At 71.3% G+C, this 21,424-nt stretch carries 17 protein-coding genes, 2 pseudogenes and 1 riboswitch; of the genes and pseudogenes, 5 read left to right on the top strand and 14 right to left on the bottom strand.

From position 1 onward, the window contains the following. Positions 1-42: 42 nt before the first annotated feature. From C4B68_RS33650 to C4B68_RS33640, 3 genes are read right to left on the bottom strand one after another with little or no spacing between them, the layout of a single operon-like run. The gene (locus C4B68_RS33650) at positions 43-1,332 is read right to left on the bottom strand and encodes a bifunctional 3,4-dihydroxy-2-butanone-4-phosphate synthase/GTP cyclohydrolase II (RefSeq protein WP_099500278.1); all 1,290 of its coding nucleotides are present in this window, start codon (positions 1,330-1,332) and stop codon (positions 43-45) included. Further along, positions 1,329-1,967, bottom strand: a complete 639-nt coding sequence (gene pnuC, locus C4B68_RS33645) for a nicotinamide riboside transporter PnuC (protein WP_099500277.1) — start codon at positions 1,965-1,967, stop codon at positions 1,329-1,331. The genes C4B68_RS33650 and pnuC overlap by 4 nt, the downstream gene beginning before the upstream one ends. Next, positions 1,964-2,599, bottom strand: coding sequence for a riboflavin synthase (locus C4B68_RS33640; protein WP_099500276.1), 636 nt, complete (start codon positions 2,597-2,599; stop codon positions 1,964-1,966). Before C4B68_RS33640 ends, pnuC begins: the two co-directional genes overlap by 4 nt. Before the next feature lie 152 nt (positions 2,600-2,751). Next, a riboswitch (FMN riboswitch) is annotated at positions 2,752-2,882 on the bottom strand. Positions 2,883-3,190: 308 nt separating this feature from the next. Between C4B68_RS33640 and C4B68_RS33635 the strand changes: the two are divergent. Next, positions 3,191-3,442 (top strand): annotated as a pseudogene (locus tag C4B68_RS33635) (nucleoside-diphosphate sugar epimerase); the annotation flags it as partial. A 51-nt stretch (positions 3,443-3,493) separates the two neighbouring features. On the opposite strand, the gene C4B68_RS33630 reads toward C4B68_RS33635, so the two are convergent. Further along, positions 3,494-4,765: an ROK family transcriptional regulator gene (locus C4B68_RS33630; RefSeq protein WP_099500275.1), complete on the bottom strand. Its 1,272-nt coding sequence runs from the start codon at positions 4,763-4,765 to the stop codon at positions 3,494-3,496. Between the two features lie 304 nt (positions 4,766-5,069). On the opposite strand from C4B68_RS33630, the gene C4B68_RS33625 reads away from it, so the two are divergent. Together C4B68_RS33625 and C4B68_RS33620 are read left to right on the top strand one after the other, a co-directional pair. After that, positions 5,070-6,302 (top strand): MFS transporter, encoded by a 1,233-nt coding sequence (locus tag C4B68_RS33625; protein ID WP_099500274.1) that lies wholly within the window; start codon positions 5,070-5,072, stop codon positions 6,300-6,302. A 148-nt stretch (positions 6,303-6,450) separates the two neighbouring features. Then, entirely contained in the window at positions 6,451-7,893 is a 1,443-nt protein-coding gene (locus tag C4B68_RS33620; protein WP_099500273.1) for a uracil-xanthine permease family protein, read from the top strand. On the opposite strand, the gene C4B68_RS33615 is transcribed toward C4B68_RS33620, so the two are convergent. Beyond that, the gene (locus C4B68_RS33615; RefSeq protein ID WP_099500272.1) at positions 7,875-8,996 is read right to left on the bottom strand and encodes a glycoside hydrolase family 6 protein; all 1,122 of its coding nucleotides are present in this window, start codon (positions 8,994-8,996) and stop codon (positions 7,875-7,877) included. The two genes, C4B68_RS33620 and C4B68_RS33615, sit on opposite strands and share 19 nt — an antisense overlap. 181 nt (positions 8,997-9,177) lie before the next feature. On the opposite strand from C4B68_RS33615, the gene C4B68_RS33610 reads away from it, so the two are divergent. Further along, positions 9,178-9,852 (top strand): DUF5995 family protein, encoded by a 675-nt coding sequence (locus C4B68_RS33610; RefSeq protein WP_099500271.1) that lies wholly within the window; start codon positions 9,178-9,180, stop codon positions 9,850-9,852. A gap of 92 nt (positions 9,853-9,944) precedes the next feature. Beyond that, a complete protein-coding gene (locus C4B68_RS33605) occupies positions 9,945-10,874 on the top strand; it encodes an LLM class F420-dependent oxidoreductase (RefSeq protein ID WP_099500270.1) in 930 nt (309 codons plus the stop codon). A gap of 39 nt (positions 10,875-10,913) precedes the next feature. Here C4B68_RS33605 and C4B68_RS33600 read toward each other — a convergent pair whose 3' ends face one another. From C4B68_RS33600 to C4B68_RS33560, 9 genes and pseudogenes are all read right to left on the bottom strand, one after another. Further along, positions 10,914-12,623, bottom strand: a complete 1,710-nt coding sequence (locus tag C4B68_RS33600) for a flavin monoamine oxidase family protein (RefSeq protein ID WP_099500269.1) — start codon at positions 12,621-12,623, stop codon at positions 10,914-10,916. 54 nt (positions 12,624-12,677) lie between these two features. Beyond that, the gene (locus C4B68_RS33595; RefSeq protein ID WP_099500268.1) at positions 12,678-13,505 is read right to left on the bottom strand and encodes a carbon-nitrogen hydrolase family protein; all 828 of its coding nucleotides are present in this window, start codon (positions 13,503-13,505) and stop codon (positions 12,678-12,680) included. A 238-nt stretch (positions 13,506-13,743) separates the two neighbouring features. After that, positions 13,744-14,124: a DUF742 domain-containing protein gene (locus C4B68_RS33590; protein WP_240634557.1), complete on the bottom strand. Its 381-nt coding sequence runs from the start codon at positions 14,122-14,124 to the stop codon at positions 13,744-13,746. Positions 14,125-14,131: 7 nt separating this feature from the next. Then, positions 14,132-14,602 (bottom strand): roadblock/LC7 domain-containing protein, encoded by a 471-nt coding sequence (locus C4B68_RS33585; protein ID WP_180289197.1) that lies wholly within the window; start codon positions 14,600-14,602, stop codon positions 14,132-14,134. Further along, entirely contained in the window at positions 14,592-16,976 is a 2,385-nt protein-coding gene (locus C4B68_RS33580; RefSeq protein WP_099500267.1) for a sensor histidine kinase, read from the bottom strand. The genes C4B68_RS33585 and C4B68_RS33580 overlap by 11 nt, the downstream gene beginning before the upstream one ends. A 242-nt stretch (positions 16,977-17,218) precedes the next feature. After that, a complete protein-coding gene (locus C4B68_RS33575; RefSeq protein WP_099500266.1) occupies positions 17,219-17,671 on the bottom strand; it encodes an Lrp/AsnC family transcriptional regulator in 453 nt (150 codons plus the stop codon). A 10-nt stretch (positions 17,672-17,681) separates the two neighbouring features. Further along, positions 17,682-18,587, bottom strand: a pseudogene (locus C4B68_RS33570) (amino acid permease); the annotation flags it as partial. Between the two features lie 292 nt (positions 18,588-18,879). After that, the gene (locus tag C4B68_RS41115) at positions 18,880-19,476 is read right to left on the bottom strand and encodes a GNAT family N-acetyltransferase (protein WP_107475394.1); all 597 of its coding nucleotides are present in this window, start codon (positions 19,474-19,476) and stop codon (positions 18,880-18,882) included. A 77-nt stretch (positions 19,477-19,553) separates the two neighbouring features. Beyond that, positions 19,554-20,996 (bottom strand): GuaB1 family IMP dehydrogenase-related protein, encoded by a 1,443-nt coding sequence (locus C4B68_RS33560; protein WP_180289196.1) that lies wholly within the window; start codon positions 20,994-20,996, stop codon positions 19,554-19,556. Positions 20,997-21,424: the final 428 nt, after the last annotated feature.

Raw genomic sequence — 21,424 nt, 5'->3', positions numbered from 1 at the left:
TCTCCTCAGTGCTGCTGTGCTGTGTTGCCGGTCGTGCGATCGTTACTGGTTGCCGCAGGCGGACACGGTGGTCGTGTCCAGCCAGGGCAGGTCGTGCCCCATCCGGTCCCGCTTGGTCTGCAGGTAGCGGAGGTTGTGCTCGCCCGCGTGCACGGGCATCGGCTCGCGCGCGGTGACCTTGAGGCCGTGGCGGACGAGCGCGTCGGTCTTGTCGGGGTTGTTGGTCATCAGGCGCAGGCTCCGCACGCCGAGGTCCTCGAGGATCTGGGCGCTCGCTCCATAGTCCCGGGCGTCCGCGGGCAGGCCCAGCTCCAGGTTGGCGTCGAGGGTGTCGCGCCCGCGCTCCTGGAGCTCGTACGCGCGCAGCTTGGAGAGCAGCCCGATGCCACGTCCCTCGTGGCCGCGCAGGTAGACGACGATGCCGCGACCCTCGGTCTGGATGCGCTCCATGGCGGCCTGCAGCTGGGGGCCGCAGTCGCAGCGCAGCGAGTGGAAGACGTCGCCGGTGAGGCATTCGGAGTGGACGCGGACGACGACGTCCTCGCCGTCGCCGATCTCACCGTGGACGAGGGCGACGTGCTCGACGCCGTCGACGGTGGAGCGGTAGCCGTACGCCGTGAACTCGCCGAGGGCGGTGGGCAGGTGGACCTCGGCCTCGCGGCGGACCGTCGGCTCGGCGGTGCGGCGGTAGGCGATCAGGTCCTCGATGGAGATGATCGTCAGGCCGTGCTTGCGGGCGAAGGGGATCAGTTCGGGCAGGCGGAGCATCCGGCCGTCCTCCCCCGCGATCTCGACGATCGCACCGGCCGGGCGCAGGCCGGCGAGGCGAGCGAGGTCGACGGCGGCCTCGGTGTGGCCGTTGCGGACCAGGACACCGCCGGGCTTGGCGCGCAGCGGGAAGACGTGGCCGGGGCGGACGAAGTCGTCGGCCTGGGCGGTGCCGTCGGCGAGGAGCTGAAGCGTGGTGGCACGGTCCGATGCCGAGATACCGGTGGTCACACCGTGAGCGGCGGACGCGTCCACCGACACTGTGAACGCGGTCTTCATCGACTCGGTGTTGTCGTCGACCATCTGCGGGAGCCGGAGCCGGTCCAGCTCGTCGCCCTCCATGGGCGCGCAGATCAGTCCCCGGCACTCGCTCATCATGAAGGCGACGATCTCGGGGGTCGCCTTCTCGGCGGCGATGACGAGGTCGCCCTCGTTCTCCCGGTCCTCGTCGTCGACGACCACGACCGGGCGGCCCGCCGCGATGTCGGCGATGGCCTGCTCGACCGGGTCGAGCGCGAAGTCCTCGATGTTGTCAGTGCTGTACAAGACCGGCGCCGTGGTCATGCCGGAGCTCCTTCCAGGACGGGCTGCCCGGCCTTGCGGGAGCGCAGCCACCAGTCGCGCAGGCCCCACAGGACGAGCACGCCGTAAATGACGTAGACGAAACCGGAGAAGGCGAAGCCGTTGGCGAAGTTGAGCGGCACGCCCACCAGGTCGACCAGCAGCCACGCGAACCAGAACTCGACCATGCCGCGCGCCTGGGCGTACATCGCGACGACGGTGCCGACGAATATGTACGCGTCCGGCCACGGGTCCCAGGAGAGCGTCGGGTACGCGGTGAACAGACCGGCGACCGCGACGGTGCCGACGGCGGCGGCACCCACCAGCACGGCACGCTCACGCCCGGTGGCGAACCGCACCGCGATGGAGCCGTCCTGCCCCTTGCCGCGGTTCCACTGCCACCAGCCGTACACCGCGACCATCATGACGACGACCTGCTTGCCGGCGCTGCCGGAGAGGTGGGCGGTCGCGAAGGCCGCGAAGAGGATGACGCCGGAGAGGAACTGGACCGGCCAGCTCCATATCGAGCGCCGCCAGCCGAGGGCGAGGCCGATCAGACCGATCACGTTGCCGATCATGTCCGACCACTTGATGTGCTGTCCGAAGAGCGTGAAGGCCTCGGAGTTCAGCCAGTTCACCGCGCGCTCCCCTGGATGCCCGGCAGCGCGACCGGCTGCTCGCCCTGCGCGCCGAGCAGTCGCTCGACGTACTTGGCGATGACGTCGACCTCCAGGTTGACCGGGTCGCCGGACTGCTTGAGGCCGAGCGTGGTCAGCGCGAGGGTGGTCGGGATGAGGCTGACGGTGAAGTAGTCCGGGCCCGCCTCGACCACGGTCAGGCTGATGCCGTCGACGGTGATGGAGCCCTTCTCGACCACATAGCGGGAGAGGTCCGCGGGGAGCGAGATCTTGACGATCTCCCAGTTGTCGGACGGCTTGCGGTCGATGATCGCGCCGGTGCCGTCGACGTGTCCCTGCACGATGTGTCCGCCGAGCCGCCCGCCCACGGCCATGGGGCGCTCCAGGTTGACGCGGGAGCCGACGGCCAGGGCGCCGAGGCTGGAGCGGTCCAGGGTCTCCGCCATGACGTCGGCGGTGAATTCGTCGCCCTCGTGGTCGACGACCGTGAGACAGACGCCGTTGACGGCGATGGAGTCGCCGTGCTGCGCGCCCTGCGTGACGACGGGGCCACGCAGGCGGAAACGGGAGGCGTCGTCGAGGTTCTCGACGGCGGTGACCTCACCCAGCTCTTCGACGATTCCGGTGAACACTTCCCGGGTCCTCCTGCCTCATGGGGCACGGACTCCGGGGCCTGTCGAAGACGACAGAGAAAGCGGACGACGACACCGGGAGCGACGCCGAAAGGAGACTCGCCGCACAGGACGAGTCGCAACAAACGGCGGCGCGCACGAATGCCCGCCCACCGCGCACTGCCTCCCATCCGGACTTTAACCGTCGGTCCAGGAATTTCACCTGGTCAACCGGCCGCTGGAAGCGACCGGGTCGCGGACTGTAACCGCCGGTTCGGAGTTTCACCGACCCCGGAGTGCGCTGCTTCTGGTACAGAGCCAGTGTGCCACGCCTGATCGACACCCATGCGGGCGAAAGCCTGTGGGGTGGCTCACAGGCCATACGGATGGACTTCCGCGGCGACGCGCGAGTGGCCAACTTCCGCCTCACCGCCCACCCTTGATTATGGTCCATACCTATTGCCCTCTCTGGTCTAGTCCTTTTAGGGTCTGCGATCACCGGTGCGCTGCGGCCGGTTTGTCGACACCCCCGTTTGTCGACACCCCCCAGTCGGCCCGGCGGCGGTGACGGAGGCCCTTGCCCCGCCGCCGGGTCTCCACCCCCCGGCCGCCCGCGACCGCCTCGCCGCACTGGCACTCGGGGAGCCGGCGGGGCGCGTCTCCGACATGGGCGGGCCCGAGGTGCGTACGTTCCGGTCGCTGGCCGAGGCGTATGTACGGGCCACAGGGAAGCGGAGGCCACTGGTCGGCGTGCCGCTTGCGGGGAAGACGTACCGGGCGTTCCGGAGCGGGGGGCATCTCACGCCGGGGCGTGCGGTGGGGAAGGGGACGTTCGAGGAGTACCTGAGGGCTGGAAAGTCCTAGCCCGTCCGGCGTTCGAGTCCCAGCCCGTCCGGCGTTCGAGGACGAGGCCGTTCAGGCCGGACGGGGGTCTGGGGGCGCAGCCCCCAGGCGACGGGAATGGGTCGGGGCGGCGGGGGCGAACAACTCCTCCTGCGCCTCGTCCCGCGCCATCAGCAACGCGCCCCGCAGCACCGCCCCACCCCCCAGCGCGCTCGCGCGCACCTCGGTCGGCAGCGGCGACATCCGTACGAGCCGTGCCGAGACCCGCTCGGCGAGCACGTCCCCGCCCGCCTGGCCGATTTCACCGCCGAGCACCACGCAACCGGGATCCAGCACAGCGATGACGGACGCCGCACCGATGGCGAGGCGGTCCGCGAGGGCGTCGAGAAAGCGGCCGGAGTGCGGGGCATCGGCGGTCGCCACCGCCCGCCGCACCAGCGCGGCCGCGTGCGGTTCGTACGGAGCCGCCTCCGCCACCACCTCGCACTCGGCCGCGAGCGCCGCGACAGCCATCGCCCCCGCCAACGAGTGAAACCCGCCCTCGCAGTCCGTCGCCGAGGGAAGGCCCGAGGTACCGGGCACGGGAAGGAAACCGATCTCGCCGGTGCCGCCGGAGGCCCCGCGGCGGAGCCTCCCGTCGAGGATGACGGCGGCGCCGGCGCCGTGCCCCAGCCACAGCAGCACGAAGGTGTCACGCTCGCGCGCGGCGCCGTCGCGCTGTTCGGCGAGGGCGGCGAGGTTCGTCTCGTTCTCGACGAGGACGCGGGCGGGCAGGCGGTCCTGAAGGGCGGCGACCAGGCGGCGGTGCCATGCGGGCAGGCCCGAGGAGTCGCGGAGTTCGCCGGTGGCGGGGTCGATCAGGCCGGGCGCGCCGATGCCGACGGTGTGCAGCCTCCCCCGCCCTGGAACGGGGCCACGCGGCGGCTCCCGCACGGCGTCCGCCTCCTTCGCGACCTGCTCGACGAGCGCCACCGCCCGCTCGACCGCGGGCCCGGTCCCGGTGTCGCCTCCGATCGGCACGGACGCCTCGGCCAGCACCTCGCCGAGCAGGTCGGACACGACCACGGAGACGCCTTCCGTCCGGACGTCCAGGGCCGCCAGGTGGGCCTGGTCGGCGACGATCCCGTACACGCGGGCGTTCGGGCCGCGCCGCTGCTCCCCTGACTCCCCCACCACGGCGACCAGGCCGGCGACGGTGAGGCGTTCGACGAGGTCGGCGACCGTGGGCCGGGACAGGCCGGTGAGCTGCTTCAACTGCCCTGCCGTCAGCGGGCCTTCCTGCTGCAGCAGCCGCAGGGCGAGCCGGTCGTTGATGGCCCGGGCGGTGCTCGGGGATGCGGGCATGCCGGGAATCCTCCCAGATCGGCGGGGCCGCCCCGTGGGTGGGCGGCCGGTAACTCTCTATCTATCAGGCAGGGTTCCTGATAGTTTACGGCGGCAGCGTGGAGAGGCTAAGCGGCTCCGGGGAAGTGCGGGTGCGTTCCCGCGTCGTTCGGTGCGTGCTCTCGGCGTGCCGGACGAAGGCCCTCGTAGCGGAGCTACTTGGGTCTTCGTCCGGTGCGGCGAGAGGGCGTGCCGGGCGGCGTGGGGGCGTGCCTGAACTTCCCCGGGGTCGCTTAGTGGCCAAGACCCGGGGAGGGGTCCGAGCATGAGTGAAGTGGCGTACGACCAAGGTGAGCGACGCGAGGTGAAGCGGGCCCGGTACGCCGTGGCCGCCGTGTTCGCCGTGCACGGCGCCGTCACCGGCTCGTTCGCGACCCGCGTGCCCTGGATCCAGGACCACGCCTCGGTCAGCGCGGGTCAGTTGGGACTCGCCCTCGCCTTCACGGCATTCGGCGCCGCCTGCTCGATGCCGCTGGCCGGCCGGATCACCCACCGCTTCGGGAGCCGTACGGCACTGCGCGGGCTCATGGCGCTCTGGACGCTGGCGCTGATCCTTCCGTCCCTCGCGCCGAATCTGCTCACCCTCTGCCTGGCGATGTTCGCCTACGGCGCGACGTCGGGTATGGCCGATGTCGCCATGAACGCGCTGGGCGTCGAGGTCGAGCGCCGGCTCGACAAGTCGATCATGTCCGGGCTGCACGGCATGTGGAGCACGGGCGCCCTGATCGGCTCGGCGGCGGGCACCCTCGCCGCCCACCTGGGCTCGGACGCGCGCCTGCACCACGCGCTGGCGGCGGCGTCGCTCACCCTGCTCGGTCTGCTCGCCTGCCGCTGGGTGCTCGATCTGCAGTCCGCCGAGGACGAGGAGCCGCCGCCCCGGTTCACGCTGCCGCCCAGGTCGGCGCTGCTCATCGGCGCGGTCGGGTTCTGCGCGGTGTTCGCCGAGGGCGCCAGCCTGGACTGGTCGGCGGTCTACCTGCGGGACCAACTGGGCACCTCGGACGGGCTGGCGGCGGCGTCGACGACCGGCTTCATGCTGACCATGGCGGTGGCCCGCCTCGTGGGCGACGCGGTCGTGAACCGCTTCGGCGCGGTGCGCACCGTACGCGTCGGCGGCGTCCTGGCCACGCTCGGCGGCCTGCTCATCGTCGTGGCACGGAACCCCGCGGTGGCGATGGCCGGCTTCGCGCTGCTGGGCTTCGGCATCGCGGTGGTCGTCCCGCTGTGCTTCGCGGCGGCCGGCCACAGCGGACCCAACCCGAGCCAGGCCATCGCGGGTGTCGCCACCATCACCTACACCTCGGGACTGGCGGCCCCGAGCGCGATCGGCGGCCTGGCGCAGGTGACGAGCCTGGTCGTGTCATTCGGTCTGGTGACGGTGCTCACGTGTGGGGTCGCGGCCTTGGCGCGCGTGCTGCGTACCGGCGGCGGCATCGGCAATGGCAACCGCCCGGCGGTCAGTCCGCCGGCCGCGGCGGTTCCCCACGCGAAGCCCTGAACCGGCGTCGAGCCGGACGGGGACCGACAAGGCCCGGTCAGACATCTGAACGCGGTTCACAGGAAGGTCCCTGTGAACGGAGGACCTCCGCATACCGGTGACAATGGTCCGGACAGTCTTCAGGTACAGAGAAAGCGAAGCCTCACTTATGGACCTCGGCGTGCGCTGGAAGCTGCACGGTGACGGGCGCACGCCCGGCCCGGGAGCGGTCGTCCGCCCCGATGAACGTCTCTCCTGGCCCCGCACGGTCGGGCTCGGCGCCCAGCACGTGGTGGCCATGTTCGGAGCGTCCTTCGTCGCGCCCGTGCTCATGGGCCTGGACCCGAACCTCGCGATCATGATGTCCGGCGTCGCGACGGTCATCTTCCTGCTGGCGACGCGTGGCCGCGTGCCCAGCTACCTGGGCTGCTCGCTCTCCTTCGTGGGCGTCGCCGCCGTGATCCGCGCGCAGGGCGGCACCAGCGCGACGGTGACGGGCGCGGTCTTCGTCGTCGGCATCGCGCTGTTCCTGGTGGGACTCGCGGTGCAGCGGTTCGGGGCGCGGATCATCCACGCCGCGATGCCGCCGATCGTGACCGGCGCGGTCGTCATGCTGATCGGCTTCAACCTGGCGCCGGTGACGGCGTCGACGTACTGGCCGCAGGACCAGTGGACGGCGCTGCTGGTGATGCTGTTCACCGGTCTGGCCGTGGTGTGCCTGCGCGGTTTCTGGTCACGGATCGCGATCTTCCTGGGTCTGGTCTTCGGGTACGGGATCTCGTGGGCCTTCGACCGGATCTTCGGCAAGATCCACTCGGTGGACGCGAGCGGCAAGCTCACGGACCACTGGCGGCTGGACCTCTCCGCCGTCGGCCAGGCCGACTGGATCGGTCTGCCGAACTTCCACGGCCCGTCCTTCGAGTGGTCGGCGATCCTCGTCGCCCTGCCGGTCGTGATCGCGCTGGTCGCCGAGAACGCCGGGCATGTCAAGGCCGTCGGCGAGATGACCGGCGACCCGCTGGACGACAAGCTGGGCACCGCGATCTCCGCCGACGGCGCCGCCTCGATGCTGTCCACGGCGGTCGGCGGCCCGCCCAACACCACGTACTCCGAGAACATCGGTGTGATGGCCGCGACCCGCGTCTACTCGACCGCCGCCTGCTGGGCCGCCGCGGGCTTCGCTCTCCTCTTCGGCCTCTGCCCCAAGTTCGGCGCGGTCGTGGCGGCGATCCCGGGCGGCGTCCTCGGCGGCATCACCGTCATCCTGTACGGCATGATCGGCCTGCTCGGCGCCCAGATCTGGCTCAACGCCCGGGTCGACCTGCGCAACCCGCTGAACCTGGTCCCGGCCGCCGCGGGCATCATCATCGGCGTCGGCGGCGTCTCGCTGAAGTTCACGGACAACTTCTCGCTGAACGGCATCGCGCTTGGCACCCTCGTCGTGATCACCGGCTACCACACGCTGCGGGTGATGGCTCCGGCCCACCTCAAGACGCAGGAGCCGCTGCTCGACGAAGGCACCTCCTCCTATGACGAGGACTCCTACGACGAGGAGCGCGCTCCCGACGCCGCGAAGGCCCCCGCCGCGCAGGATCAGCGCGCCAGCTCATAGGCGTACGCCGGCGAAAAGGTCCCCGGCGTGCCCTTGCAGCCGTCCGACTCGCCCGGCAGCTTCACCCACAGATAGGCGTCGATCCTGGCCTCCCCGGTCTTCAGGGTCGGCGCCTGTCCGATCTTCCGGCCCGCCGGATCGCACCATTCGCCGTCGGCCGGGGCGCCGTTGCCGTTCCGGCTGGTGTCGACGACGGCGCCCAGGCTCGCGGGGCCGCCGAGCGCGGACAGCACCTGCCGGGCGTACGCGATCTCATCGCTCGTACGGTGGAAATTGGACACGTTGGTGAAGATGCCGTCGGAGGAGGCGGGTGACGCGGCGCCCGCCTGGTCGAGCAGCGAGGCCTGTTGGGCGGTGGAGTTCCAGTCGGAGTGCCCGGCGTCGTAGTAGACCCGTGCCCTGGGGTTCGCGGCCTTGATGACCCGGCCCGCGCGGGCCAGCGAGGCGAAGCGGCCGGCCTGCTGGCCCTCGGTGAGGCAGCCGGACTGGGCGATCGCGTCGGGCTCCAGGACGACGATGACCTCGCCGGAGCCGAGCCCCGCCGCGAACCTGTCGATCCAGCCGTCGTACGCGGCGAGGCTGGGCGCCCCGCCCTCCGAGGCGCCGCCGCAGTCCCGCTGCGGGATGGCGTACGGAACGACGACCGGGACACGGCCGAGCGCGGCGGCGGCCGACGTCACCGCCCTGACCCGCGCGGTGATGGTGGACGGCGTGAAGTCCGCGAACCAGACCGCGGCCGGACGGTCGGCGATCCGGGACTCGATGACCTCGCGCCGGGCGTCGCCGGGATGGGCCGCGACCCAGTCGAGGGCCTGGGACGCGGGGTGGCGGTAGAGCCGGGCGGGGGCAGCCGCGGGCTGCTGCTTCCGCTTGCTCGTGGAGGGCTTCGGGCGGGTCGGCTTTGCCGACGGGGACTTCGACGAGGACGGCGAGGCCGAAGCCTGCGAAGGCGAGGGCGACGGCAGGGCGGGCAGCGGCTGGAGGCTGGGCGAGCGGGTGGTGACCTGCGGTTGGGCGTCGCCGGAGGAGCGCCCGTCGCCGAGGGCGGACACCGTCCCGGTCACCGAACCGACGGCGACTACGACCGAGGCCGCGGCGACCATGGCGCCACGCCGGGCGGACCGCCTGCGCTCGGCCCGGCGCGCGGCCGTGCGCTGGGCGCGTAAGCCTGACACGTCCTGCTCCCCCCACTCCCCCACTCCCGCCACGAATGCGTTCCCCCGTTCTGGGGAAGCCTCCGGCCCGGCGGCACTCCGGCCAGCCTAGGGCTGGGACGCTGCCCTTATGGCCGAGTTGGCACAGTTCATCACCCCCGTAGACGCGGTCGTTTCCCGTATGCGCGCCCTGGACGCGACCCTGCCCGAGCGCGACGGGATCGCCGTCTTCAACCGCGTCTACCTCGCCGTCACCGAGGAGGTCGACCGGCGCCTGGACGCCGGGGAGTTCCCGGACCTCACGGCCGCGATCGCGCTGGACGTGCGGTTCGCGGAGCGCTATCTGGCGGTGGCGGAGGAGGGGTGCGCGCCCGCCTGCTGGCGGCCGCTGATCCAGTTCCGGCGCCATCCCGGCGTACGTCCACTGCAGTTCGCGCTCGCGGGCATCAACGCGCACATCGGGCACGATCTGGCGCTGGCCGTCGTGGACGCCTGTCGTACGCTCGGCTGCGAACCGGCCGATCTGGAGGACGAGTTCGATCGCGTGGGCGACCTCCTCGTCTCGCTGGAGGAGCGCGTCCGCGAAGATCTGATGCCGGGCCCCGATCTGCTCCAGATCGCCGATCCGCTCACCCATCTGCTCGGCTCCTGGAGCCTGGAACGGGCGCGCGACGCGACCTGGGCCGCGGCGCGGGCCCTCTGGGCGCTGCGCGGGCTCCCCGACCTCGCCGAGGAGTTCGGCGACCGCCTCGACGCCGCGGTGGGCTTCGCCGGGCGGATGCTGCTCACTCCGCTGCCGGACTGATCCGGCCACGCCTGGCCGTCGTCGCCGGAACGCCGGTGAGATCGCTGTACGTTGATCGGCGGGCACACCCGTATGCGAAGGAGCAAACAGGTATGACGACTCGGCTCGGCCTCGGCCTCCCCCAGATGAAGCAGTACGACATCGGACGGGACGTGCCCGACGTGGCGCGCGCGGCCGAGGACATCGGGTACGACAGCCTGTGGGTCTTCGAGCGCGCCCTGTTCCCGGACCCCGCGACGCAGGGGCTCTACGGCATCGAGGGACTGGCCTGGCCGGAGGCGTACCGCGGTGTCGCCGAGCCTCTCGTGACCCTGACCCTCGCGGCCGCGGCCACCGAGCGGGCCCTGCTCGGCACCAGCGTGCTGGTCGCCCCGCTGCATGTGCCGTTCCAGCTCGCCAAGGCCCTCGCCACTCTCGACGCGGCGAGTGGCGGCCGCGTCGTCGCGGGCCTGGGCACGGGCTGGTCGCTCGACGAGTACGCGGCGGCGTCGGTGCGGCCCTTCGAGGAGCGCGGCCAGGTCCTGGACGAGCTGATCGAGGTGTGCCGCGCGGTGTGGGGACCCGACCCGGTGGTGTACGACGGCAAGCTCACCAAGATCGCGTCGGCCGCGGTCGGCCCGAAGCCCGCCCGGCCGATCCCGGTCCTGTTGGCCGCGAGCACCAACAAGGCCCGGCGCCGGCTCGTCGACATGGCCGACGGCTGGATCCCGGGGGCCTACGGCGCCGGGCAACTGGCCGCGCAGTGGCACCAGTTGCAGGACCTGGCGGCCGAGCGCGGCCGCACGGAGCCGATCCGGACGGTGCTGCGCACCAATGCGCAGTACACGGCGAAGGCGTACGACGGCGCGAACCGGAGCCCCTTCCAGGGCAGCGTCGACCAGATCGTGGAGGATCTGGTGGCCCACGCCGAGGTCGGCCTCGACGAGATCTTCGTCGACCTGCAGAGCTCCGTGCGGGACGCGGAGGAGCTCAAGGACGTGGCCGCCGAGGTGCACACGGCGGCGCGGGCGGCCGGGGTCTGAACCCTACGGGAGCCCCGGCCCGGTCCTCAGTCCTCAGACTCAGTCCTCGGGGAGCTCTACCGGCGCGATCTCGTCGTAGACGTCGCCGGGCCCGGGGTTGGTCGGGTCGGTCGCCCCGCCCAGCTGGTGCATGACGCCCCAGACCGCGTTCAGCGCGGTCTGCACGGCGCCCTCGGCCCAGCCGGCCGTCCACGAGATGTCGTCGCCCGCGAGGAAGATGCCCCGCTTGTCCTCGGGCAGCCGGTCCTGCATGAAGTGGGTGAACAGGCGCCTCTGGTAGCGGTAGTGGCCCGGCAGGTTGGCCTTGAACGCGCCCATGAAGTAGGGCTCGTTCTCCCAGGACACGGTCACCGGGCTGCCGATGATGTGCTTCCGGATGTCGACCTTCGGGTAGATCTCGCCGAGCGACTTCAGCATGACCTCCATCCGCTCGTTCGCGGACAGCGGCAGCCACTTCAGGCTGTCGTCGCACCAGGTGTACGAGAGGCAGATGACGGCGGGCTTGTCCGGACCGTCGTCCAAAAGGTAGGTGCCGCGGGTCATGCGGTCGGTGAGGGTCATGGACATCACGTCACGACCCGTCGGATTTCCCCTGTCGTCGACGGCCTTGTCCAGCCAGAAGGGCCGGTCGACGGGCACGAAGAGCTTGGAGCTCTCCATGTAGTGCGTGCGCTCGATCGCCGTCCAGTGGTCGATCGGGAAGAGCGAGTCGTCGCAGGCGATCTTCGAGAGCAGCATCCAGGACTGGGCGGTGAAGATCGCCGCCTTGAACGTACGGATGTCGCCGTTCGCGTCCGTCACCGTGATCTGGTTGCCCGCCGTGCGGTGCAGCCGGGTCACGGCCGGGCGCGGGGTGCCGTCGTGCAGCGTGGCGAGCGACGTCCCGTACGCCCAGTGCACGATCTTCTCCGGCTCGCGCTCCCACAGACGCAGCGGCAGCTGCTGCGAGCCGCCGACGATGCCGCGGTGGTGGTCGTCGGCCTCGGTGTAGACGACGCGCAGGATCTCGAGGATCGAGTTCGGGAAGTCGGTGTCCCAGCCGCCCGTGCCGAAGCCGACCTGGCCGAAGATCTCGCGGTGCCGGAAGGACTTGAAGGCCTCGGACTCGCAGAGGAAGCCGTAGAAGGTCTGGTTGTCGAGCTTCTCGACGAGCTGGGACCAGATCTCGCGGATGCGCGGCACATCGCGCTCGCGCATGGCCTGGTTCATGTCGGAGAAGTCGGCGCCCTCTTCGAGACACGCGTTCCACGCGTTCATCACATCGCGGTAGACCTGCGGCAGGTCGTCGACGGTGGTCGCGTAGTGCGACTCGCCCTTGAGATCGACGACCGTCGAAGGCGTGGCCTCGGCAAGGGGGTTGGGGAACGGCCGGGTCTCCAGGCCCACCAGGTCGATGTAGTGCTGGAGGGCGGTGGAGGACGGCGGGAAGCGCATGGCGCCCATCTCGGCGGTGAGCGAGGGGTCGCACCCGTCGAAGCCGACCGTGCGCAGCCGGCCGCCGATCTCGTCGGCCTCGTAGACGACGGGCTTGAGGCCCATCTTCATCAGCTCGTACGCGGCCACGATGCCGGACAGGCCGCCGCCGATGACCGCGACCTCCGTGCCGTGCTCGGTCGCGGGTATCTGGCCGAGGCCCGCGGGGTGCGCGAGGAAGTCGTCGTACGCGTACGGGAAGTCCGGGCCGAACATGGTGATCGGCGGCTGCTGCACGTCGGCGTGCTGGACGGCGTTGGGCACCGTGGACGTCATGGGGTACGGACTCCTTGCGGGAAAGCTTGAGAGGGGAGGCTCTTTGACGTGATGTCAGATCAGGGACCCGTAGAGGCCGGGGCGGCGGTCCTTCAGATACGGGTTCGCCTCGCGTGAGGCCGCGAGGAAGACGGGGTCGGCGTCGGCGAAGACCAGTTGCTCGGCGCGCCCTGCCCGGGTGAGGGCGACGCCGTCCGGCCCGGCCAGCGTGGAGAGCCCGACGAACTCGAACTCACCTTCCGCGCCGACCCGGTTGACGTACGCGACGTACATCTGGTTCTCGAAGGCGCGCACCGGGACGACGGACTCGGCGACGAACTGGAAGGGATGCATCTGCGCGGTCGGCACCAGCAGGAGGTCGGTGCCGGCGAGTGCGTGCGCCCGGACGTTCTCCGGGAACTCGACGTCGTAGCAGATCATGAGGCCGACACGGAGGCCGTGCAGCTCCGCCTGTACGACCGGCTGCTCACCGGAGGTGAAGTGGTCGCGCTCGAAGCAGCCGAAGAGGTGGGTCTTGCGGTAGTTCGCGAGACGGGTGCCGTCGGGGGAGATCAGCTGCGCGGAGTTGAAGACCCTCCCCCAGCCTTCGGCCGGGGGGACCCCCATCTCGCTTCGCTCGCCCGCGCGCTCCGGGTAGCCGTAGGCGACGGCCACGCCGTGCCGGGTGGCGATCTCGGCGATCGCGTCGGCGGACTCGCCGTCGGCGGGCTCGGCGAGCCGGGCGATGTCGTCGCCGATCGCGTACCCGGTCAGGAACATCTCCGGCGCCACGAGCAGCCCGGAACCCGCGGCGGCGGCACGGCCCGCGGCCTCGTCGAGCACCTTGAGGTTCTCGACGACCGAGCCGGGGCGGCCGGAGCTCTGGAGCAGGGCTGTGCGCATGCGTGTTCCTCGCGGGTACGGAGGGGTTTGAGGGCCAGATAGACGGTACGGGCGGTGGGCTCGGGCCGACAAGAAGGACCCGTTGCGCGCCACTGGACGAATCGTTGCGCGCACCAGGCGCTCGGCGGCGATTCGTTGCGCACCCCGCGCGTGGCCCGGATCGTCTTGAGGTGCAGGTCACAGGCGTGCGCCCCGCCGTACGGCCCGCGTTCCCGTGCTCGCGGCTCGCGTCCGGTCCTCACAGCGCGCGCAGCCGCTCCACGATCTCGCGCAACAGCTCCGGGTCGGCGGCCGGCCCGCCCTGCGCCGGCCGCCGCGGTGCGTCGATACGCACCAGACCGGCCTCGGCCAGGTCGCCGAGCAGCACCCGTACGACGGTCAGGGGCAGGTCCGCGTCAACGGCGAGTTCGACGACCGGCCGGCCTCCGCGGCGCACCAGATCGAGCAGGGCGGCGCGTGCGTGGTCGACGCCCGGCTGCCCCTCGTCCGTCGCCACGGCTGTGACTCGCGACATCAGATCGATCGTGTGCCGGTCCGAGGGCCGGGTCCGGCCCCGTGTCACGGTGTAGGGCCGCACCATCGACCCGGTCTCGTCCTCGTACCAGTGGTCGTCGGTCACGGGCGCATCAGGGGCCCGCGGGGTCGGCGGACGGCCGAACGGCGGCGGCCATGTGGCGGCCGACGCGGCGGACGAGCAGCGCCATCTCGTGGGCGAGCTGTCCGACGTCCGTCTGCACCTCGCTCAGGACGGCCAGCCGGCTGCCGTCGCCCGCCGGGGTGATGAAGAGGTAGCCGTCGTCGAGCATCACCATGGTCTGGCGCACCTCCCCCGCGTCGAAGCGCTCGCCGACCGACCGGGCGAGGCTGTGGAAGCCGGAGCAGACGGCGGCGAGGTGCTCGATGTCCGCTGTCCGCATGCCGTCCGAGCAGCTCAGCGGGAGGCCGTCGGCGGTGAGGAGGACGGCCTGGCGGACGTGATCGGTTCTGGCCACCAGGTCGTCGAGCAGCCAGCCGAGGTCCGTGCCGGGCGGTTCGGGGGTGGTGTCCGGGGCCTCGGAGCCCTGGGCGGGGTGCTCGGGGGGCTGGTCACTGAGCATGGTCGGCGTCCATCCCTTCCTCGGTGTCGGTTCGCTGCGCGGGGCCGGTTTCCGTGGGCAGGCCCTTGCGGCCGCGGTCGAGGCCGCGCTGGAAGGCTCCGAAGACCGCGCGGACCTCCTCGGGGGTGACCTCGCGCTCCGGCGTCTCGCCGGCTGCGGGATCCTCGGTGCGCAGTTGGGGGGCGAGGGAGGACTGACGGACGCGGGTGGGCAGGGCGGGCGTACCCGAAGCCCGGCCACTGGCCGGCGCACGGCCCGCTTCCTGCTCGTGCTCCTGCGCCTGCTCGTGCTCCTGCGTCTGCTCGTGCTCCTGCGTCTGCTCCTGCTCCTGCTCCTGCCGCCCCGTCCGCGGCTTCTGGAGGACCGCGGCTCCCTTTCGGGAGGGCAGCGCCGTCCCTGAGGCCGGCGCCGTGCGGGAAGGCAGCGCCCTCCGGTCCGTGTCCGCTACCGTCTCCGACCGCTCGGGCTCGACCTGCGCGAGGACCGCCTCCGGAAGCAGCACCACCGCCGTCGTACCGCCGTACGGCGACCGGCACAGCGTGACCTCGATGCCGTGCCGCGCGGCGAGCCGCCCCACCACATACAGCCCGAGCCGGTCGTGCCGGGTCGGGTCGAAGTCGTCCGGCTTGGTGATGGTGCGGTGGGCTTCCTCGATCTGCTCGGGCCCGAGACCCAGGCCCCGGTCGTCGATCTCCAGGACGAAACCGTTCTCCGCCCAACTGGTGCGCAGGGTGACCTGGGTATGCGGCGGCGAGAACACGGTGGCGTTCTCGATGAGTTCGGCGATCAGATGGGCGAGGTCGGCGACGGCGCCCGCCGCGATACCCACCTCCGGCATCGGCGGGATCACGACGCGCGCGTACTCCTCGATCTCGCCCACCGCGGAGGACACCACCTGGGCGATGGGCACGGGCCGCCGCCATCTGCGGCCGGGCGCCGCGCCGGAGAGGATGATCAGGCTCTCCGCGTGGCGCCGCATACGGGTGGAGAGGTGGTCGATCCGGAACAGGTTCTCCAGGACGTCCGGGTCGCTGGTGCGCCGCTCCAGCGTGTCGACGAGTTTGAGCTGGCGGTGGACGAGCGCCTGGTTGCGGCGGGCGATGTTGAGGAGTACGGCGAACAGTGCGCGGCGCAGGGTGGCTTGCTTGACGGCGGCCTCGACGGCCGCGAGGCGGGCGGCGTTGAAGGACCGGCCGACCTGGCCGACCTCGTCGTCCCCCGCCTCCTCGTCGGCCAGAGGCGGCGCCTCGGCGGCCGCGTCCACGTCCTCACCCAGGCTCAACCGCTCCATCACATCGGGCAGTTGGTACGTGGTCAGGAGGTCGGCGGCGTCCCGCAGCGCCTCCAGGCGGCGCGAGATACGACGCGCGCCGCGCATGGCGAACCACAGGGACAGTATGACGGCGGCGAGTCCGAGCACTCCGACGACCGCGGCCTTGGCCAGCTCCCAGTAGGCGAACGCCCGCCCGCGCTCGGCGGAGTTGATCGCCGCCTGGACGCACAACTCCCAGTAGCGGTAGGCGGCCCGGTCCGTGGTGGTGCGCCAGGAGTCGGCGGCGACGGCGTCGCCCGCACGCTGCGCGCCCGCCCGCAGCAGGGCGTCCTCGCCCCGGGTCAACTGCCGGTGGACGTCCTCGCGTTGGAACGCCTCGAAGAGTGCGCGTGAGTCGGCGGGGAAGTCCGGCACATACGTCCGCTCGAAGATCCGGCGGTCCTCGATCGTCGCGGTGAGCGTGTCGTACTGCTGGTCCGTGAGCGTTCCGGCCGCCCGCGCTCCGGCGACAAGGGCGTCCTCGCGCGACACGAACTCCCGCACCCGCACCAGCTCGATGACGATCTGGGCCTCGCGCGCCAGCTGTCCGGCCTGGAGCGCGGTGAGTGCGGACTGGACGGCGAAGCCCGGTTCCACGAGGGCGCTGTACTCGGCGACGGCCCGGTCCCAGGAGATGTCGCGGGACAGCACGCGCCCCCGCAGCCCCTCCAGCCCGCCGACGGCGTCGAGCATGGTGTCGAGCACCTGCCGCTGCCCGTCGGAGAGGTCGCTGCTCCCGTCCCGGATCACGTCCCGCATGGCGGTCACGGCGCGGTCGGTGCGGCGCTGCTGCTCCAGCAGGTCGATGGCCGCCGCCGTACTGTGGTCCGCGCCCAGGTACGCGGCCGAGAGCCGCCGTTCGATCTGGATCTGGCCGACCGCCGTGTCGACCGGTGTGCCGAAGGTTTCGTACACCCCCTGAAGCCGGACGAGCGCGCGCAGTTCGCCGGTGACGGACACCATGGCGAAACTCCACAGCCCGATGAGGGCGATCATCGGAGCGAGTGCGAGCGCCACGATGCGGATACGGACCGTGGTGGGACGGCCGAAGGGCCAGCGCATGGGTCTCCCCAGGACGGCAGGACGGTCGGGTGGCCGGGCGACGGTTGGTTACCCATCGGCGTTTACCCGCTGTTCGCGAGAGCGATCAAGGTACGGGATGACTCGCCCGGACCGCAATGACTTCGCAAACTGACTCGATGTTCAATACGCCGGGTGTAACCGCTCCGTTCAACACGCCTGGCACGTATGGCCAGTTGGTGCGGGCACGGTGATCCTGATCCTCGGGAATTCCGCGGAGGCGCCTACGTGGGCGACCCGGAAGAGAACCGTCGCAGCAGTGGCGAGAGAACGAGCACGGACTTCGTCCGCTCCACGAACGGTTCCCCGGCGATCCGCTCCAGAACCCGCTCGAAGTGCCGCATGTCGGAGGCGAAGACCTGCACGACCGCGTCCGCCTCCCCCGTCACGGTGGAGGCGGCCACCACTTCCTGGTACCGCTCGAGACCGCGCTGAATCGTCTCCGGCGAGGTGTTGCGGCGGCAGTAGATCTCGACGAACCCCTCGGTCTCCCAGCCGAGCGCCGACGGATCCACCCGTACGGTGAATCCGGTGATGGCCCCGGTCGCGCGCAACCGGTCCACCCGTCGCTTCACGGCCGGCGCGGACAGTCCGACCAGGTGGCCGATGTCGGCGTAGGAGCGGCGGGCGTCCTCGGCGAGGGCGTGCACGATGCGTTCGTCGAGATCGTTCAGCACTGCGGGTGGTTCACTTTTCTGCGAGTGTTTCCGCGGTCGTATCCACGGCCGCGATACGGGACCGGCGGTAGCCGTAACTGAAGTAGAACACGAGCCCGACGGCCATCCAGACACCGAAGACCACCCAGGTGACGGCCGACAGGCTGCCCATCATCCACAGGCAGAAGGCGAAGCCGATCGCGGGCAGCACGGGAGACAGCGGCACCCGGAAGGTGCGCGGCATCTCCGGGCGCGTCCGGCGCAGCACCACGACGGCCACATTGACCAGCGCGAAGGCGAAGAGCGTACCGATGCTGGTGGCGTCGGCGAGCTGGCCGAGCGGGATCGCCGCGGCGAGGACACCGCAGAACAGAGAGACGAACAGCGTGTTGGCGCGCGGCGTGCCGGTCTTCGGGTGGACGCGGGCGAACACCTTCGGCACGAGGCCGTCGCGGGACATCGCGAAGAGGATGCGCGTCTGGCCGTACAGCACCGTCAGGACCACACTCGCGATGGCGACGACGGCGCAGGCGGCCAGCAGCGTGCCCCAGAAGGTCTGCCCGGTGACGTCCTTCATGATCTCGGCGAGCGCGGCCTCCGAGTCGCCGAACCGCTGCCAGGGCTTCGCCCCGACGGCGACGGCGGCGACGAGGACGTACAGCGCCGTCACGATGACCAGCGAGAGCATGATCGCGCGCGGCAGGTCGCGCTGCGCGTTCTTCGCTTCCTCACCGGCCGTGGAGGCGGCGTCGAAGCCGATGTACGAGAAGAAGAGCGTGGCGCCAGCGGCGCTGACGCCCGCCATGCCCAGCGGCATGAAGTTCTCGTAGTTGCCGGAGCGGAAGCCCTGGACGCCGATCGCGCAGAACAGCACCAGGGCGCCGATCTTCACGATGACCATGATCGTGTTGGCGCGCGCGGACTCGCGGGCACCGCCAGCCACCCTCGGCGACCAGGCGTTCCACCGGCTTGCGGCGCATGAGGCGCGCGCCTATGCCCGGGGACGATGGGGCGGACGGGGTGCGGGACTGCGGGGGTGCGCCTTGATCGAGCACGCGCTGGCTCCTTCATCGCTGCCGGTCGGAAACGGCGGGGACCGGCAGCACCCCTGGCAGCAGGGACCCACCGAGCGGAGTCCCCGCCACACCATGTACCGCGCTTGACCCTATGAGTCCGGGCTTCGCGGGCGTAATGCAGCAACCTTGCGCATCTCTGCAAGATCATTGCGTTCATCGCATCGCGGCGGATGTTCGTTGCACGGGGCCGTTCAATGGTTGCGCGGCACCGATTTCGCACCCGACTGACGCCTCGTCAGATCCGGTCGCCTCGGGGCCGGATGGGCTTCCTGGGGTCCCGTCGATGTCATGCCGGACGGGCGTGTGGGGTACGACGGCGCAGTGGCACGGCGGCGTGGCGGTCGCCGCGTCCGGCGGCGGCACCTCGTGGTGTTCGCTTCGGCGCGTCCCGGGCAACTGCCTTCCCTCGACGCCGACTTGAGGACCGTCGCCTTCGCGGCACCGGCACCGGCTGCGGGTGCGGCCCCTGCATCGCGCGGTCAAGGTGCACGCGTCCGCGCACTCACGGGTCGTACCGTCCCCCTCCTCGTACGACCAGCGGTCGACGTACCCGGTGAGGGGCAGGTACCCCAGCCGTGCGTACAGCCCGGCCGCGCGGGGGTTGTCAGCGCTCACGCCGAGGCCGATGACGGCGAAGCCGCGCTCGCGCGCCCGTTCCTCGGCCTCGTGGATCAGCGCAGGTGGCTCCGCGGAGCCGATGTACTGGTCGAGAAGGGCGACATCGGCAGTCGTACAGACGGCGATCTTCATCCGCCCGACCCTGACGGCGTACCTACGCCGACGGCCCCCGCGGGCTCACCGCGGGGGCCGTCGGCCAGGAAAGCGCGTCAGCTCCAGCTGGCGTGCAGCGGCTGGCCCTCGGCGTAGCCCGCCGCGCTCTGGATGCCGACGATGGCCTTCTCGGCGAACTCCTCCAGGGAGTTGGCGCCCGCGTAGGTGCAGGAGGAGCGGACGCCCGCGATGATCGAGTCGATCAGGTCCTCGACACCCGGGCGAACCGGGTCGAGGAACATGCGCGAGGTGGAGATGCCCTCCTCGAACAGCGCCTTGCGGGCACGGTCGTACACCGACTCCTCGCTGGTGCGGTTCTTGACCGCACGGGCCGACGCCATGCCGAACGACTCCTTGTACGGGCGCCCGTCGGCGTCGTGCTGGAGGTCGCCCGGGGACTCGTACGTCCCGGCGAACCAGGAGCCGATCATGACGTTGGACGCACCCGCGGCCAGCGCCATGGCGACGTCACGCGGGTGACGGACCCCGCCGTCGGCCCACACGTGCTTGCCGTACTTCTTCGCCTCGGCGGCACACTCCATGACGGCGGAGAACTGCGGCCGGCCGACGCCGGTCATCATCCGGGTGGTGCACATGGCACCGGGGCCCACGCCCACCTTGACGATGTCGGCGCCCGCCTCGATGAGATCCCTCACACCCTCGGCGGCGACGATGTTGCCCGCGACGATCGGCACCTGCGGGTCGAGCGCGCGCACCGTCCTGATCGCGCTGATCATCGACTCCTGGTGGCCGTGCGCCGTGTCGATGACGAGCGTGTCGACGCCCGCGTCGAGCAGCTGCTTCGCCTTGCCCGCGACATCGCCGTTGATGCCGACGGCGGCGGCGATGCGCAGCTTGCCGTCCGCGTCGGTGGCCGGGGTGTAGAGCGTGGCACGCAGGGCGCCCTTGCGGGTCAGGATGCCCGCGAGCTTGCCGTCCGCGTCCACGGCCGGGGCGTAGCGGCGGTTCGCGCCGTCGAGTGTGTGGAACGCCTCGCGCGGGTCGATGTCCGCGTCGAGGAGCAGCAGGTCCTTCGACATGACCTCGGCCAGCTGCGTGAAGCGGTCCACGCCGGAGAGGTCGGCGTCGGTGACCACACCGACCGGGCGGCCGTCCTCGTCCACGACGACACCCGCGTTGTGCGCGCGCTTGGGCAGCAGCGCCAGCGCGTCGGCGACGGTCTGGTGGGGGGCGAGAACGATGGGGGTGTCGAGCACCAGGTGACGTCCCTTGACCCAGGAGATGACCTCGGTGACGACCTCGATCGGGATGTCCTGCGGGATGACGACGAGGCCACCGCGGCGGGCGACGGTCTCGGCCATCCGACGGCCCGCGATGGCGGTCATGTTGGCGACGACCAGCGGGATCGTGGTGCCCGACCCGTCGGGGGAGCTGAGGTCCACATCATGGCGCGAGCCGACCGCGGAACGGCTGGGGACCATGAAGACGTCGTCGTACGTCAGGTCGTAGGGGGGCTGGATGTCATTGAGGAAACGCACGTGCTGCACATCCCAGTCGATCAGAGGTGGCCCCCGGACAGGTCAGCCAGGGGGAAGAGCACGTACTTCATTGTCCCATGTCAGCCGGTATGCGAGGCACGGACAGATCATCCAGGCTGGTCAGTGGCCGGTTCGGAGGATCCGCCAAGCGCGTTCGCCCGCCGGAGCGCCCCTCGACGGCCCGGGGACCGCGTACTGGGCGGAGGAGGTCGGCAGGTCGGTCACCCCGGTCCGGCACTCGGTGCTGGTGGCGCTGGGCCACCGGGAGGGCATCGACCAGCGCTGGGCGAGCTGGTGTCGGCGGACAGGGCGACCGGCGTCGGCCTGGTCACCCGGATGTGCGGGCGCGACTTGATCACCCGAACCCGGGACAGCGCGGACTCGCGGCGCAATCTGCCGCATCTGACCCCGCGCGGGGCACGGACCCT

This window comes from Streptomyces dengpaensis, assembly GCF_002946835.1.
GTDB classification, from domain to species: Bacteria; Actinomycetota; Actinomycetes; order Streptomycetales; family Streptomycetaceae; genus Streptomyces; species Streptomyces dengpaensis.
Note: the sequence above shows the minus strand (reverse complement) of the source record. Positions and strands in the feature narration are given on the sequence as shown.

What these genes read in the sequence shown, in the direction of transcription:
- C4B68_RS33620 (WP_099500273.1), top strand. Translation starts at nt 6,451, where the DNA reads ATGGACCTCGGCGTGCGCTGGAAGCTGCACGGTGACGGGCGCACGCCC.
- C4B68_RS33610 (WP_099500271.1), top strand. Translation starts at nt 9,178, where the DNA reads ATGGCCGAGTTGGCACAGTTCATCACCCCCGTAGACGCGGTCGTTTCC.
- C4B68_RS33595 (WP_099500268.1), bottom strand. Translation starts at nt 13,505, where the DNA reads ATGCGCACAGCCCTGCTCCAGAGCTCCGGCCGCCCCGGCTCGGTCGTC.
- C4B68_RS33615 (WP_099500272.1), bottom strand. Translation starts at nt 8,996, where the DNA reads ATGGTCGCCGCGGCCTCGGTCGTAGTCGCCGTCGGTTCGGTGACCGGG.
- C4B68_RS33600 (WP_099500269.1), bottom strand. Translation starts at nt 12,623, where the DNA reads ATGACGTCCACGGTGCCCAACGCCGTCCAGCACGCCGACGTGCAGCAG.
- C4B68_RS33625 (WP_099500274.1), top strand. Translation starts at nt 5,070, where the DNA reads ATGAGTGAAGTGGCGTACGACCAAGGTGAGCGACGCGAGGTGAAGCGG.
- C4B68_RS33650 (WP_099500278.1), bottom strand. Translation starts at nt 1,332, where the DNA reads ATGACCACGGCGCCGGTCTTGTACAGCACTGACAACATCGAGGACTTC.
- C4B68_RS33630 (WP_099500275.1), bottom strand. Translation starts at nt 4,765, where the DNA reads ATGCCCGCATCCCCGAGCACCGCCCGGGCCATCAACGACCGGCTCGCC.
- C4B68_RS33585 (WP_180289197.1), bottom strand. Translation starts at nt 14,602, where the DNA reads ATGCTCAGTGACCAGCCCCCCGAGCACCCCGCCCAGGGCTCCGAGGCC.
- C4B68_RS41115 (WP_107475394.1), bottom strand. Translation starts at nt 19,476, where the DNA reads ATGAAGATCGCCGTCTGTACGACTGCCGATGTCGCCCTTCTCGACCAG.
- C4B68_RS33580 (WP_099500267.1), bottom strand. Translation starts at nt 16,976, where the DNA reads ATGCGCTGGCCCTTCGGCCGTCCCACCACGGTCCGTATCCGCATCGTG.
- C4B68_RS33605 (WP_099500270.1), top strand. Translation starts at nt 9,945, where the DNA reads ATGACGACTCGGCTCGGCCTCGGCCTCCCCCAGATGAAGCAGTACGAC.